The 12,263-nt window shown below is 61.0% G+C and carries 15 protein-coding genes; 9 read left to right on the top strand and 6 right to left on the bottom strand.

Features of this window, described 5'->3' with window-relative positions; translation table 11 throughout:
- Window positions 1–191: 191 nt before the first annotated feature.
- Genes ACM6G4_RS01320 through ACM6G4_RS01345 form a run of 6 tightly spaced genes read left to right on the top strand, consistent with a single transcriptional unit; the run spans window position 192 to window position 6,252 of the window.
- The gene (locus ACM6G4_RS01320; protein ID WP_414912866.1) at window positions 192–3,110 is read left to right on the top strand and encodes a monovalent cation/H+ antiporter subunit A; all 2,919 of its coding nucleotides are present in this window, start codon (window positions 192–194) and stop codon (window positions 3,108–3,110) included.
- Window positions 3,110–3,454, top strand: a complete 345-nt coding sequence (locus tag ACM6G4_RS01325; RefSeq protein ID WP_007973781.1) for a Na+/H+ antiporter subunit C — start codon at window positions 3,110–3,112, stop codon at window positions 3,452–3,454. Before ACM6G4_RS01320 ends, ACM6G4_RS01325 begins: the two co-directional genes overlap by 1 nt.
- A complete protein-coding gene (locus ACM6G4_RS01330) occupies window positions 3,451–5,133 on the top strand; it encodes a monovalent cation/H+ antiporter subunit D (RefSeq protein ID WP_414912867.1) in 1,683 nt (560 codons plus the stop codon). Before ACM6G4_RS01325 ends, ACM6G4_RS01330 begins: the two co-directional genes overlap by 4 nt.
- Window positions 5,130–5,618 (top strand): Na+/H+ antiporter subunit E, encoded by a 489-nt coding sequence (locus ACM6G4_RS01335; protein WP_056723917.1) that lies wholly within the window; start codon window positions 5,130–5,132, stop codon window positions 5,616–5,618. Before ACM6G4_RS01330 ends, ACM6G4_RS01335 begins: the two co-directional genes overlap by 4 nt.
- Complete coding sequence (locus tag ACM6G4_RS01340; protein WP_007986253.1) at window positions 5,615–5,893, top strand: K+/H+ antiporter subunit F; 279 nt, start codon at window positions 5,615–5,617, stop codon at window positions 5,891–5,893. The genes ACM6G4_RS01335 and ACM6G4_RS01340 overlap by 4 nt, the downstream gene beginning before the upstream one ends.
- Entirely contained in the window at window positions 5,890–6,252 is a 363-nt protein-coding gene (locus ACM6G4_RS01345; protein WP_056723915.1) for a Na+/H+ antiporter subunit G, read from the top strand. Before ACM6G4_RS01340 ends, ACM6G4_RS01345 begins: the two co-directional genes overlap by 4 nt.
- A gap of 133 nt (window positions 6,253–6,385) precedes the next feature.
- Here ACM6G4_RS01345 and ACM6G4_RS01350 read toward each other — a convergent pair whose 3' ends face one another.
- The 4 genes from ACM6G4_RS01350 to ACM6G4_RS01365 all read right to left on the bottom strand — a co-directional run bounded on the left by ACM6G4_RS01350 (window position 6,386) and on the right by ACM6G4_RS01365 (window position 8,746).
- Entirely contained in the window at window positions 6,386–6,823 is a 438-nt protein-coding gene (locus ACM6G4_RS01350) for a DUF3995 domain-containing protein (RefSeq protein ID WP_056723913.1), read from the bottom strand.
- Window positions 6,824–6,940: 117 nt separating this feature from the next.
- Window positions 6,941–7,954 carry a glycine betaine ABC transporter substrate-binding protein gene (locus tag ACM6G4_RS01355; RefSeq protein ID WP_223541953.1) on the bottom strand — a complete coding sequence of 338 codons (1,014 nt, stop codon included), beginning with the start codon at window positions 7,952–7,954 and terminating at the stop codon, window positions 6,941–6,943.
- A 118-nt stretch (window positions 7,955–8,072) separates the two neighbouring features.
- Entirely contained in the window at window positions 8,073–8,276 is a 204-nt protein-coding gene (locus ACM6G4_RS01360) for a hypothetical protein (RefSeq protein WP_056723908.1), read from the bottom strand.
- Entirely contained in the window at window positions 8,276–8,746 is a 471-nt protein-coding gene (locus ACM6G4_RS01365) for a hypothetical protein (protein WP_007986246.1), read from the bottom strand. The genes ACM6G4_RS01360 and ACM6G4_RS01365 overlap by 1 nt, the downstream gene beginning before the upstream one ends.
- 414 nt (window positions 8,747–9,160) lie before the next feature.
- Between ACM6G4_RS01365 and ACM6G4_RS01370 the strand changes: the two genes are divergently transcribed.
- The 3 genes from ACM6G4_RS01370 to ACM6G4_RS01380 all read left to right on the top strand — a co-directional run bounded on the left by ACM6G4_RS01370 (window position 9,161) and on the right by ACM6G4_RS01380 (window position 10,167).
- Window positions 9,161–9,409: a hypothetical protein gene (locus tag ACM6G4_RS01370; protein WP_414912868.1), complete on the top strand. Its 249-nt coding sequence runs from the start codon at window positions 9,161–9,163 to the stop codon at window positions 9,407–9,409.
- Window positions 9,410–9,570: 161 nt separating this feature from the next.
- Window positions 9,571–9,801, top strand: a complete 231-nt coding sequence (locus tag ACM6G4_RS01375; RefSeq protein WP_056723906.1) for a hypothetical protein — start codon at window positions 9,571–9,573, stop codon at window positions 9,799–9,801.
- A gap of 129 nt (window positions 9,802–9,930) precedes the next feature.
- Entirely contained in the window at window positions 9,931–10,167 is a 237-nt protein-coding gene (locus ACM6G4_RS01380) for a DUF2789 domain-containing protein (protein ID WP_056723903.1), read from the top strand.
- Between the two features lie 5 nt (window positions 10,168–10,172).
- Here the strand turns inward: ACM6G4_RS01380 and ACM6G4_RS01385 are convergent, their stop codons facing one another.
- The gene (locus ACM6G4_RS01385) at window positions 10,173–10,376 is read right to left on the bottom strand and encodes a hypothetical protein (protein WP_056723901.1); all 204 of its coding nucleotides are present in this window, start codon (window positions 10,374–10,376) and stop codon (window positions 10,173–10,175) included.
- Window positions 10,377–10,507: 131 nt separating this feature from the next.
- The gene (locus ACM6G4_RS01390; RefSeq protein ID WP_414912869.1) at window positions 10,508–12,115 is read right to left on the bottom strand and encodes a methyl-accepting chemotaxis protein; all 1,608 of its coding nucleotides are present in this window, start codon (window positions 12,113–12,115) and stop codon (window positions 10,508–10,510) included.
- Between the last annotated feature and the right edge of the window lie 148 nt (window positions 12,116–12,263).

The raw sequence follows: 12,263 nt of genomic DNA on the forward strand, positions 1-12,263 counted from the left end.
GCGGCAGCTCCTACATTGAAATGCGTACCCTGTAGGAGCTGCCGCAGGCTGCGATCTTTTTTGCCTCCCGATGAAACAATGTGAATCAGGGCTTTTCCGTCTACCGTGTAGGATTCTGCGACAGCTTGGCGTTTGGTGATCCGGGAGCTGGCACGTATGATGCTTCACAAACTTCCGCAGATTAGAAGCCTATGTCCCTGATAGTTCTACTGCTTCTGCCTTTCATAGGCAGCTGTTTGGCGGCCGTGCTGCCGCACAATGCCCGTAACGCCGAATCCTTGCTGGCTGGCCTGATCGCCCTGATCGGCACCGTTCAGGTCGCCTTCCTGTACCCGCAGATCGCCGATGGCGGCGTCATTCGCGAAGAGTTTTCATGGCTGCCCAGCCTGGGCCTGGACTTCGTCCTGCGCATGGACGGTTTCGCCTGGCTGTTCTCCATGCTGGTGCTGGGCATCGGCACCCTGGTTTCGCTGTACGCCCGCTACTACATGTCGCCGAACGATCCGGTGCCGCGATTCTTCGCGTTTTTCCTGGCCTTCATGGGCGCCATGCTTGGCCTGGTGATTTCCGGCAACCTGATCCAGATCGTGTTTTTCTGGGAGCTGACCAGCCTCTTCTCGTTCCTGTTGATCGGCTACTGGCACCATCGCGCCGATGCCCGGCGCGGCGCCTACATGGCGTTGATGGTGACCGGTGCGGGCGGTTTGTGCCTGCTGGCGGGGGTCATGCTGCTTGGCCATGTGGTCGGCAGCTATGACCTGGACAAGGTCCTGGCCGCCGGCGACCTTATTCGCGCCCATGCCCTCTACCCCATTCTGTTGCCCCTGATCCTGATCGGCGCCCTGAGCAAAAGTGCGCAATTTCCCTTTCACTTCTGGCTGCCCCACGCCATGGCCGCGCCGACGCCCGTGTCGGCGTATTTGCACTCGGCGACCATGGTCAAGGCCGGGGTCTTTCTGCTTGCACGGCTATGGCCTTCGCTATCGGGCAGTGAAGAATGGTTCTACATCGTCAGCGGCGCCGGTGCCTGCACCCTGTTGCTCGGGGCGTACTGCGCGATGTTCCAGAACGACCTCAAGGGATTGCTGGCCTACTCGACCATCAGCCACCTGGGCCTGATCACCCTGTTGCTCGGCTTGAACAGCCCCCTGGCCGCCGTCGCCGCAGTGTTCCACATCCTCAACCACGCGACGTTCAAGGCCTCGTTGTTCATGGCCGCCGGCATCATCGACCACGAAAGTGGCACCCGCGATATCCGCAAACTCAGCGGCCTATACAAGTTGATGCCGTTTACCGCCACCCTGGCCATGGTCGCCAGCGCCTCGATGGCCGGCGTGCCGTTGCTCAACGGTTTCCTGTCCAAAGAGATGTTCTTCGCCGAAACCGTGTTCATCAATGCCACGCGCTGGGTCGAACTGAGCTTGCCGATCGTGGCAACCATTGCCGGTACCTTCAGCGTCGCCTACTCCCTGCGTTTCACCGTGGATGTGTTCTTCGGTCCGCCCGCGACCGACCTGCCCCACACGCCCCACGAGCCACCGCGCTGGATGCGCGCACCGGTGGAATTGCTGGTATTCACTTGCCTGCTGGTGGGGATCTTCCCGGCCCAGATAGTCGGCCCGCTGCTCGCGGCGGCGGCGCAACCGGTGGTTGGCGGCACGCTGCCCGAGTACAGCCTGGCCATCTGGCACGGCCTGAACGCGCCGATGATCATGAGCCTGATCGCCTTGTCCTGCGGCTCCGTGCTTTATCTGCTGCTGCGCAATCAATTCAAGCGCGGGCGCTTCGGTCGGCCGCCCGTCATCGGTCGCCTGGACGGCAAGCACCTGTTCGAATACGCGCTGGTCGCCATCATGCGCCTTGCCCGTCGCCTGGAACCGCGAATTGGCACCCGGCGCCTGCAAATGCAGTTGTTCCTGGTGGTGCTCGCCGCCGTGCTGGCCGGGTTGATTCCCATGCTCCACAGCAGCCTTCACTGGGGTGACCGGCCGAAAATCCCCGGGTCGATCGTGTTCGTTACCTTGTGGTTGCTGGCCATCGCCTGCGCCCTTGGTGCGGCTTATCAGGCCAAGTATCACCGTCTCGCCGCCCTGACCATGGTCAGCGTCTGCGGCCTGATGACTTGCGTCACCTTCGTCTGGTTTTCCGCGCCGGACCTGGCCCTGACCCAACTGGCGGTCGAAGTGGTGACCACGGTGCTGATCCTGCTGGGCCTGCGCTGGCTGCCACGACGGATCGAGGAGGTCTCGCCGTTGCCGGGCAGCCTGCGTCGGGCGCGGGTACGGCGTATCCGCGACTTGCTGCTGTCGACCTCGGTCGGTATCGGCATGGCATTGCTGGCCTACGCCATGCTGACCCGCCAGACCCCCAACGACATTTCCTCGTTCTACCTGAGTCGCGCCTTGCCCGAAGGCGGTGGCAGCAACGTGGTCAACGTGATGCTGGTGGATTTCCGTGGTTTCGACACCCTCGGTGAAATCACCGTGCTGGTGGCCGTGGCCCTGACCGTGTATGCCCTGCTACGCCGTTTCCGCCCACCGAAAGAAAGCCTTCAACTACCGGCCCAGCAACGCCTGCTCGCCCCGGACGTGGTCACCGACCTGGTCAACCCGCGCCACGCCAGCGACACCGCCCTCGGCTTCATGATGGTGCCGGCGGTGCTGGTGCGCCTGCTGTTGCCGGTGGCGCTGGTGGTGTCGTTCTACCTGTTCATGCGCGGGCACAATCAACCGGGCGGCGGCTTTGTCGCCGGGCTGGTGATGTCGGTGGCGTTCATCCTGCAATACATGGTCGCCGGCACGCAGTGGGTCGAGGCGCAAATGAGCCTGCGGCCACTGCGCTGGATGGGTACGGGACTGATGATTGCCACGGCCACCGGGCTGGGGGCGATGCTGGTCGGCTATCCGTTCCTGACCACCCACACTTGGCATTTCTCGTTGCCGCTGCTGGGTGACATTCACCTGGCCAGCGCGCTGTTCTTCGACATCGGTGTGTACGGCGTGGTGGTCGGCTCGACCCTGTTGATCCTCACCGCCCTCGCCCACCAATCGGTGCGCGGCCACAAAACCGCCGCCCAGCCCAGATCCGTTGCCGCCAAAGGAGCCGTCTGATGGAAGAAGTCATCGCAATCGCCATCGGCGTACTGGCCGCGTCCGGCGTCTGGCTGATCCTGCGCCCACGGACGTTCCAGGTGGTCATGGGCCTGTGCCTGCTGTCCTACGGCGTCAATCTGTTCATCTTCAGCATGGGCAGCCTGTTCATCGGCAAGGAACCGATCATCAAAGACGGCGTGCCGCAGGATCTGTTGCACTACACCGACCCGTTGCCGCAGGCGCTGGTGCTGACGGCGATCGTCATCAGCTTCGCCATGACCGCGCTGTTCCTGGTGGTGCTGCTGGCCTCCCGAGGCCTGACCGGCACCGACCATGTGGATGGCCGGGAGCCCAGGGAATGATGGCGATGACTCACCTGATCGTCGCGCCCATCCTGCTGCCACTGCTGACCGCCGCGATCATGCTGATGCTCGGCGAGAAGCACCGGCCGCTCAAGGCGAAGATCAATCTGTTCTCCAGCCTGCTCGGCCTGGGTATTGCCGTGGCGTTGCTGCAATGGACGCAGACCACCGGCGTGCCCGGCTCCATCGGTGTGTACCTGCCGAGCAACTGGCAAGTGCCGTTCGGCCTAGTGCTGGTGGTCGATCGCCTGTCGGCGCTGATGCTGGTGCTGACCGGCATCATCGGTGTCAGTGCCCTGCTGTTCGCCATGGCACGCTGGGACAGCGCAGGTTCGAGTTTTCACGCGCTGTTCCAGATCCAGTTGATGGGCCTTTACGGCGCGTTCCTCACTGCTGACCTGTTCAACCTGTTCGTGTTCTTCGAGGTGCTGCTGGCCGCGTCCTATGGGTTGATGCTCCACGGTTCGGGCCGGGCGCGGGTGTCGTCGGGGCTGCATTACATCTCGATCAACCTGCTGGCCTCGTCGCTGTTCCTGATTGGCGCGGCGCTGATCTATGGGGTCACCGGCACCCTGAACATGGCTGACCTGGCGGTAAAAATCCCGCTGGTGTCCGAAGCTGATCGCGGCTTGCTTCACGCGGGCGCGGGGATCCTGGCCATCGCGTTCCTGGCCAAGGCCGGCATGTGGCCGCTGAACTTCTGGCTGGTGCCGGCCTATTCCTCGGCCAGCGCGCCGGTGGCGGCGATGTTCGCGATCATGACCAAGGTCGGCGTGTACACCTTGCTGCGCCTGTGGACGCTGCTGTTTTCCGCCCAGGCCGGGGCCTCGGCGTTCTTTGGCGGCGACTGGCTGATCTACGGCGGCATGGCGACCATCGTCTGCGCCGCCATTGCGATCCTCGCCGCGCAGCGACTGGAGCGCATGGCCAGCCTGAGCATCCTGGTGTCGGCGGGCATTCTGTTGTCGACCATCGGTTTCGCCCAGCCGAACCTGGTTGGCGCGGCGCTGTTCTACCTGTTCAGTTCCACCCTGGCGTTGAGCGCCCTGTTCCTGCTGGCCGAACTGATCGAGCGCTCACGCTCGGCCAACGAAATCCTGCTCGAAGATGAAACCGAACTGCTGCCCCGCCCCCTGGAATCCCTGCACCCGCCCAAAGGCACCAACCTCGACGACGACCAGAAAGCCGTGGTCGGCCAGGTGATTCCCTGGACCATGGCGTTTCTCGGCCTGAGCTTCATCGCCTGCGCCTTGCTGATCATCGGCATGCCGCCGCTCTCGGGCTTTATCGGCAAACTCGGGTTGATCGGCGCCCTGCTCAATCCCCTGGGCCTGGGTAACAGCGGCGACGTACCGGTTTCCAAGGGCGCCTGGGGCCTGTTGGTGTTGTTGATTGTGTCGGGGCTGGCGTCGCTGATCGCATTCTCGCGCCTGGGCATCCAGCGTTTCTGGACGCCAGCGGAACGACCATCGCCCCTGCTGCGACGCCTGGAATGCGTGCCGATCTTCGCCCTGCTGGGCTTGAGCATTGCACTGACCTTCAAGGCCGATCCGCTGCTGCGTTACACCCAGGCCGCCGCCGATGCCTTGTACAACCCGCAGCAATACGTGATGGCGGTGCTCGACACACGCGTTGTACCGAGCCCGTCGGCCGTGGCCCCGCAGGAGGTACAGCCATGAAGCGCCTGTTTCCGGCACCCTTGCTGTCGCTGGCCCTGTGGCTGCTGTGGCTGTTGCTGAACCTGTCGATCAGCCCCGGCAACCTGCTGCTGGGTGCCGCGCTGGGCTTCTGTGCGCCACTGATGATGCGCAGGCTGCGTCCGCTGCCGGTGCGCATCCGTCGTCCCATGGTAATCCTGCGGTTGATCCTGCTGGTCGGGCGCGATGTGCTGGTGTCCAACCTCGCCGTGGCCTGGAGCGTGCTCAATGCCAGTCGCCGCCCGCCCCGCTCGCAATTCATCAAGGTGCCGCTGGACTTGCGTGACGCCAACGGCCTGGCCGCGCTGTCGATGATCACTACGGTGGTACCCGGTACGGTCTGGTCGGAACTGGCGCTGGACCGCAGCATTCTGCTGTTGCACGTCTTCGACCTGGACGACGAGGTGCTGTTCATCCAGCACTTCAAGACGACCTACGAACGTCCGTTGATGGAGATCTTCGAATGAGCCCCTTGCTGTCGAACGCGATCCTGTTGAGCCTGTTCTTCTTTTCCCTGGCGATGATCCTGACCCTGATCCGCCTGTTCAAGGGGCCGTCGGCCCAGGATCGGGTCCTGGCGCTGGACTACCTGTACATCGTCGCGATGCTGATGATGCTCGCGCTGGGCATTCGCTATGCCAGTGACACCTACTTCGAGGCGGCGTTGCTGATCGCCCTGTTCGGTTTCGTCGGCTCGTTCGCCCTGGCGAAATTCCTGCTGCGTGGCGAGGTGATCGAATGAATATGCCATTGTCGTTGTGGGTGGAGATCCCGGTGGCGATCCTGCTGGTACTCGGCAGCCTGTTTACTTTGATCGGCGCCACGGGCCTGCTGCGCATGAAAGACTACTTCCAGCGCATGCACCCACCCGCCCTGGCCTCGACGCTCGGGACCTGGTGCGTGGCGCTGGCTTCGATCATCTATTTTTCGGCACTCAAGTCCGCGCCGGTATTGCACGCCTGGCTGATTCCGATCCTGCTGGCGATTACCGTGCCGGTGACGACCTTGCTGCTGGCCCGGGCGGCGCTGTTTCGCAAACGCATGGCCGGGGATGATGTACCGGCCGAAGTGAGCAGCCGGCGGAGTGAGAGCGGTAGTTAAACCAAAATTTTGTATTGACTGGACCGGCCTCTTCGCGGGCAAGCCCGCTCCCACAGGGTTCAGCGCAATCCCTGTGGGAGCGGGCTTGCTCGCGAAGGCTATAGACCAGCCAACACAGCAAGAGCGGTCTGTCTCAAATCCAGGCCACCGCCAACAACCCCGCCCCCAGCACCACACACAATGGCGAGTAAACCCAGGTGTCGAGCCGGGCGAACCTCGATCCTTTGACCTCTTTGAAAAAACCCACCAGTTCCGAATCGCCAATGGCCCGGGCAAACAGCAAAATCGCGATCGCGCTGATCACCCACTGCAACGACCAGTGATGCAAGGGTGGCAGGCACCAACCCACCCGCAAGCACACCAGCACGGCAATCAACAGCAACAACCCGGCCACCACGAGGGTGATCCAGCCTCGCGGCTTGAACGCTGGCCTCAGTTGCGCAGTGCCCTCCAGCGGTACTTGCGGGACCGCCGCCACCGCCGCCCACTCGCCACCCAACGCCCAATACACATGCACCAGACTGATCACGGCGAAGATCGTCACCAGCGACTGAGCCAACAACAGGGTCATGGTTCAGAGATCCTTGAAAGGGATATGAACAGAACATTGTAGGAGCTGCCGCCAGCTGCGATGTTTTGATTTTGCTTTTTTTAGACAAGATCAAAACATCGCAGCCTGCGCCAGCTCCTACAGGGTGGCGGAGACTTTATCCGCCACGTCCTTGGGCAGCCAGGCCCGCCAGACGTCCGGATGAGCCTTCATGAACGCCTGCGCTGCCTGACGCGGTGGCGTATGTTTCTCGCTCATCTCGGCCAGTGCTTTGTTCAAGGGATCGATCGGAAAGTCGACTTTGGCAAAGAACTCGGCAATCTGCGGATATTGCTTCTGGAAGGGGGTGGACACACCGATCGACAGCTTGGAGGCCAAAGAACGAGTCGGCCGTGGATTGGGGTTGTCGGCGTCGGTCAGGGTCTTCCAGGCTTCGGCGTCGAACGGCGGCTCTTCGAGTTGAATCAGCTTGAAGCGGCCGAGCAACGGCGTGGGCGACCAGTAGTAAAACAGCACCGGCTTGCCACGATGAATTGACGAACTGATCTCGGCATCCAGAGCCGCCCCCGAACCGCTGCGGAAGTTCACGTAGCTGTCGTCCAGCCCGTAGGCCTTGAGCTTCTGCTTGTTGACCACTTCCGAGGTCCAGCCGATGGGACTGTTGAGAAAACGTCCCTTGGTCGGGGCTTCCGGGTCCTTGAACACGTCTTTGTATTTTGGCAGGTCACTGACGCTGCGCAGGTCCGGCGCCAGCGGCTTGATGCCCTTGGCCGGGTCGCCCTTGATCACATACTCCGGCACCCACCAGCCTTCGGTAGCGCCCTTGACCGTGTCGCCGAGGCTGACGACCTTGCCTTCGGCTTCCGCCTTGACCCACACCGGGCTGCGACCGGCCCACTCCTCGCCAATGACCTGGATGTCATTGTTGGCCAGCGCGGTTTCCAGGGTGATGGTGGTGCCCGGCAAGGTGTCGGTCGGCAGCCCGTAGCCCTTCTCGACAATGATGCGCAGGACATCGGTAATCAGGCTGCCGCTTTCCCAGTTCAGGTCGGCGAAGTGGATCGGCGTCTGAGCGGCAGACACCGGGACGGGTGTCGCCAGCAAACCGAAAGTGGCCAGGACCGCAGCCAGCAACCGTCGAAATCCGTTCATGCTTTTGCACCTCGTGCTGTTCACAGCAATAGCAGGATGGCCTGGCAGTAGACCGCGAAGCCTCTGAATACTCAGTCCAATGACTGTAGTAGAGGTTCCTGCTTTCGAGGTGCGTGGATCAGTTTTCGCCAGTGTCCTGCAAACGCATCAGTTCTCGTCTGACCATGCTGGCGTATGGCGCCGGTTGCAGTTGGTAAAGCTGTGACGCCACCCAGTTCAGCCAGGCTCCCTGCAGAATGGTCTTCTGCCCGAACAGCCGCCGCGCTTCGTCTTGAGCACTGGCCAGGTTCTGTTCGTGGAAATCGGCGCGGGTCAGGGTCATCACTCGCTGGCCTTGAAGGTCACCAGCTCGCCTTTGCGCCACTTGGCCGCTTTGGCCGTCACGGCCTTGAGGGTCTTGGTCAGGCCTTCCTGCAACTGTTGATGGGCGGCGAACACCATCACCACGCTGTGACCTTCCTTGAACACGATTCCCTGACCGTCGGCCGTCGTCACGAAGGCGTAGTCGCCTATTCCGTAAACCGTCAGCTTGATGTCGCGGAACTTGATGTCCAGCTTGCCGCCTTCGCGACTGGGCAGCACGGACGCGCTGAAATGGTCGCCGACCTTGAGCTTGAGTCCGGGCTTGTCGTCCACCACCAGGGCTGATTCGGTGTCGATTTCGGCAATGTAGATGCCTTCGGCGTTCTGTTCGGTGATGTAAACGAAACGAGACTGAAACTGCTTGACCAGCTTTGCGCGCAAATCACCCAGCACAAACAAGGCATGCATATCGAGATTACTTACTGCCAAGGAAACATCCCCACATCTGAATAATGGTGCCGTGCGCGAAAAATGAACGCACAGCCAAAAAAGCGGCAATGCCGAAGGTGTAGCCAAAGAACCCGGGTTGAGAGTCCTGAATGAGCAGTGCACTCATTCATCACGAAGCTTGAGAAGACTACTGGAACGTCACTCGCGTCGTCCTGACTGGTGTTCGCCACAGACTGAAGGAAAACGCCCTTCCTGCTGCCGGAAAATTATGGACTATCAACTTCGGGGAAAAATCTCATCAAGAAAAAAACTTTTCCTACATATCGTCCGCAAAAAATTGCTTTAGATAAACATCATTCACCCACCAGTAGGGGTGATTCTAGAGCAGCGATGCTCTTGGAGACTAGCCAAAACGACGTACATACGTCGGTAAAACAATGAAAAGGACTTCATATGTGCACGCTGACACACTTTGCCTATCCCTTGGTGCCTGATTCGGAAACAGCACCGGCCCTGCACCCGACAAGGCTCGCCCTACATGAACCAGCTCCCGATACCTCGGCCCGCCCACGATTTCAAGTGGTTATGGCGGGCATTGCCTTCTTTCACATCAAGGATATTTCTACAGGCAGTGTAAGAGGTTTCCGAGCCAATCATAACGAAGCCTGTGCCCTCGCCCGGCTCCTCGAATCACACGGTTGACAGGCCCACCGCGCTCGCCTCTATCGACGTTTCGTCTGCCCGCCGACTTATCTCAGCCGTCGACGGGCAACTGCTGCCATACTGCCCGCCCAATAAAACGGATCCGCAGAAAATCGGGTTGCGTTGACAACAACAATGTTTTTCCAAGGGAAGTCTGCAACGTGACGGAATTTGATATCGGCGAGTTTTTCATCCGGGGTGAAGCCAGAGAAGTCGAGGGTGAATTCCAGGCCGTGATTGTCATGCGCGCCAAACCACCGCTCAAGACCGTGACCTATCACCAGGTCGAAAAGGATCGCTGGTTCAAAACCCCGGATGTCGCCGCCATGGCGGCCCAGGAATCGGCCCGGGAGCTCAAGGCCGCGGTCGATGCGGGCGCATTGAAAGCCTGATGATCGGGTTGGCGGTCTATGCTCATGGTTGCACTTGAACATCGTGATCGAACTCCACCGCTGCGGCGCCCTCGAATCCTGGGTGCGCCTCGTCCCTCGACCCGACTGATGACCTGCAAGGAGATGAAGATGGAATCACCGACCCATGACTTGAAAGGCCTGTTCGACCAGCTTGGCCTGGACTCCAGCCAGAAAGCGATCGACGACTTCATTGCCGGCCATTTCCTGCCTGACGACAAGAAACTCATCGACGCCGACTTCTGGTCACCGCAACAGGCCGGCTTCCTCAAGGAACAACTTCGCGAAGACGCAGACTGGGCGCGGGTGGTCGACGACCTGAACCTGCGCATGCACCAGACCCACTGACAACCTCAATGCAGGCTGCCAGGACTTTCGGCGTTCAATTGTGCCAGCCAGGCGGCCCTGCACTCCTCCGCTTCGTCGCGACTGGAGTACGCCGTGCCCCGGCGCTCGCCATTGAGTAACACGACCCAGCAAACCTTGCGTCCCATGGAGCGAAGGTTGGCAGGTACCCCGCTGCCGATCATGACCGCGACATCAACTTTGCCTTGCATGCTGCCCCCCCTCCGAACTTAATTAGCAACCTAATTAGTAGGCATGTTAATTAGTTTTCCGGCGAGGAAACAGCAACACCCTGCACAGGTTAATTGCAGAATTCGTAACAGTCGCCCCGCAGCCTTGTTTTTTAGCGCGGCTTTTCCGGCTTGTAGCCCAGACGTAAACCACCCCAATGCCGGCCCTTGAGCATGATCGGTACCGAAAGATCGTGCATCAACTCGCCGGTATCACGGGTATAGGTTTGCAGCAGCACGGCCTTCTGATGGCTGCCACAGCGGATCCCGGTGCGGTCAGCGAACTTGCGTTTGGTCCGGTTCTGCAAGGCATCGACCTGCGCATCTCCCGTCAACGGCTGGCTGAACAGCTGGTTGTGGGTCGGCACATACCCCTGTTGGGTGCAGGCGATGGCGAACACCAATCCTTCATGACGCGGTAACAACGGCTCTTGAATCGCTGGCAATACCTGATCGGTGTAGCGGTCGAAACGTGTCTGGTACTTGGTCGGGCTGGTATTGGGGATGACCTGGTAATTGCGGTCGAACAGATCGTCGATGCTGATTCGACCGGCATCGATATCCGCTTCAAAACGCGCTGCAATCTGGCTCGCGGCTTCCCGGGCCAGGTCATAGATGCGCTGGTGATAGTCATCCAGCCCCACTTCGGCAAGACGCTCGCTGATGGTTTCGGCTTGCCCTTCCATTTGCACCGCCGCCTGGGCCAGGCGCTGTGTCTGCTGGTCGCTGACCACCAGATCGCTGCGCATCTGCCCGATGGCGTGAAACAGACTGTCGAGTTGCAAACGGTTGATGTCTGCCCCTTGGGCGATTTCCCCGACCTGGGACTCGACGCTGGCCGCCAGTCGGGCAATGTTCTCCAGGTGCTGGCCCGTGCGCTCGACCTGCTCGACGCCGGAGTCAAGGTCGCTGGACAGTTGGCGGATCTGCTCCACCACCTGCGCCGTGCGATGCTGGATGTCGGCCACCATTTCGCCCACCTCCCCCGTAGCGGTCGCCGTGCGTGCGGCGAGCCCGCGTACCTCGTCGGCCACCACGGCAAACCCGCGACCGTGCTCCCCCGCCCGCGCCGCTTCTATCGCGGCGTTCAACGCCAACAGATTGGTCTGGCTGGCGATGGACTGAATCACCAGGGTCACCCTCTGGATATCATCGCTGCGCAGGCTCAAGGCTTCGATCAGTTCACGACTGTTGCTGGCGCGCTGGCTGAGCTGATGCATGCGCGCGATGGACTCGATCAATTCCGTACGCCCGACCACTCCGCTTTGATGCGCCTCGCTGGCGGCACTGAGCGCCTGGCGACTGAGGGTCGAGGTGGCCTGTTCGGTGGTGATCATGACCTCGGCATTGCTGACGATCTGTGCCGCCGCCGTGAGCTGCGATTGCAGTTTGTCCGCCAGTTGCCGAACCGAAAACGCCACGCCGGCGGCCGACAGTGCGTTATGGCTGGTGGTGCAGGAAAGATCGCGAGCCAACTCGCCGATGGCATCGCGGTTGGCGGGGGCAGCAGCCTCAGGGGTCGCGCGCGCGCGCAGGCGAGGCAGCCAGACAATCAATATGGCCAGGGGCAGGCCAAGGTAGAGCGACCATCCGCCCAGCGTCATGCCACATAACAACAGCATCAGGGCGATGCTTTGCAGTGTTGGCGTCAGCCAGCGGTTTTTCGGCAACAGCACGGGTGCGGGCACTGCCGCAACCAGAGACCCGTCTCTTGTCATCATCGTCACCCCGTAAAGCTTCTAATTGTTGTCTTCGCATTAAACGCCACCATAAAGCCATTATCCATGAGCCTTTAGTCGCGAACGTTGCAGCAGATCAATAGAAGAACCGGGAAATCGAAGACGGCAGAAAACGAAGATCGCAGCCTGC

This window comes from Pseudomonas sp. IT-P258 (assembly GCF_949767825.1).
GTDB classification, from domain to species: Bacteria; Pseudomonadota; Gammaproteobacteria; order Pseudomonadales; family Pseudomonadaceae; genus Aquipseudomonas; species Aquipseudomonas monachiensis.

Excerpts from the sequence above, each read along its gene's own strand:
- ACM6G4_RS01320 (WP_414912866.1), top strand. The coding sequence starts at position 192 with ATGTCCCTGATAGTTCTACTGCTTCTGCCTTTCATAGGCAGCTGTTTG.
- ACM6G4_RS01325 (WP_007973781.1), top strand. The coding sequence starts at position 3,110 with ATGGAAGAAGTCATCGCAATCGCCATCGGCGTACTGGCCGCGTCCGGC.
- ACM6G4_RS01330 (WP_414912867.1), top strand. The coding sequence starts at position 3,451 with ATGATGGCGATGACTCACCTGATCGTCGCGCCCATCCTGCTGCCACTG.
- ACM6G4_RS01335 (WP_056723917.1), top strand. The coding sequence starts at position 5,130 with ATGAAGCGCCTGTTTCCGGCACCCTTGCTGTCGCTGGCCCTGTGGCTG.
- ACM6G4_RS01340 (WP_007986253.1), top strand. The coding sequence starts at position 5,615 with ATGAGCCCCTTGCTGTCGAACGCGATCCTGTTGAGCCTGTTCTTCTTT.
- ACM6G4_RS01345 (WP_056723915.1), top strand. The coding sequence starts at position 5,890 with ATGAATATGCCATTGTCGTTGTGGGTGGAGATCCCGGTGGCGATCCTG.
- ACM6G4_RS01350 (WP_056723913.1), bottom strand. The coding sequence starts at position 6,823 with ATGACCCTGTTGTTGGCTCAGTCGCTGGTGACGATCTTCGCCGTGATC.
- ACM6G4_RS01355 (WP_223541953.1), bottom strand. The coding sequence starts at position 7,954 with ATGAACGGATTTCGACGGTTGCTGGCTGCGGTCCTGGCCACTTTCGGT.
- ACM6G4_RS01360 (WP_056723908.1), bottom strand. The coding sequence starts at position 8,276 with ATGACCCTGACCCGCGCCGATTTCCACGAACAGAACCTGGCCAGTGCT.
- ACM6G4_RS01370 (WP_414912868.1), top strand. The coding sequence starts at position 9,161 with ATGTGCACGCTGACACACTTTGCCTATCCCTTGGTGCCTGATTCGGAA.
- ACM6G4_RS01380 (WP_056723903.1), top strand. The coding sequence starts at position 9,931 with ATGGAATCACCGACCCATGACTTGAAAGGCCTGTTCGACCAGCTTGGC.
- ACM6G4_RS01385 (WP_056723901.1), bottom strand. The coding sequence starts at position 10,376 with ATGCAAGGCAAAGTTGATGTCGCGGTCATGATCGGCAGCGGGGTACCT.
- ACM6G4_RS01390 (WP_414912869.1), bottom strand. The coding sequence starts at position 12,115 with ATGATGACAAGAGACGGGTCTCTGGTTGCGGCAGTGCCCGCACCCGTG.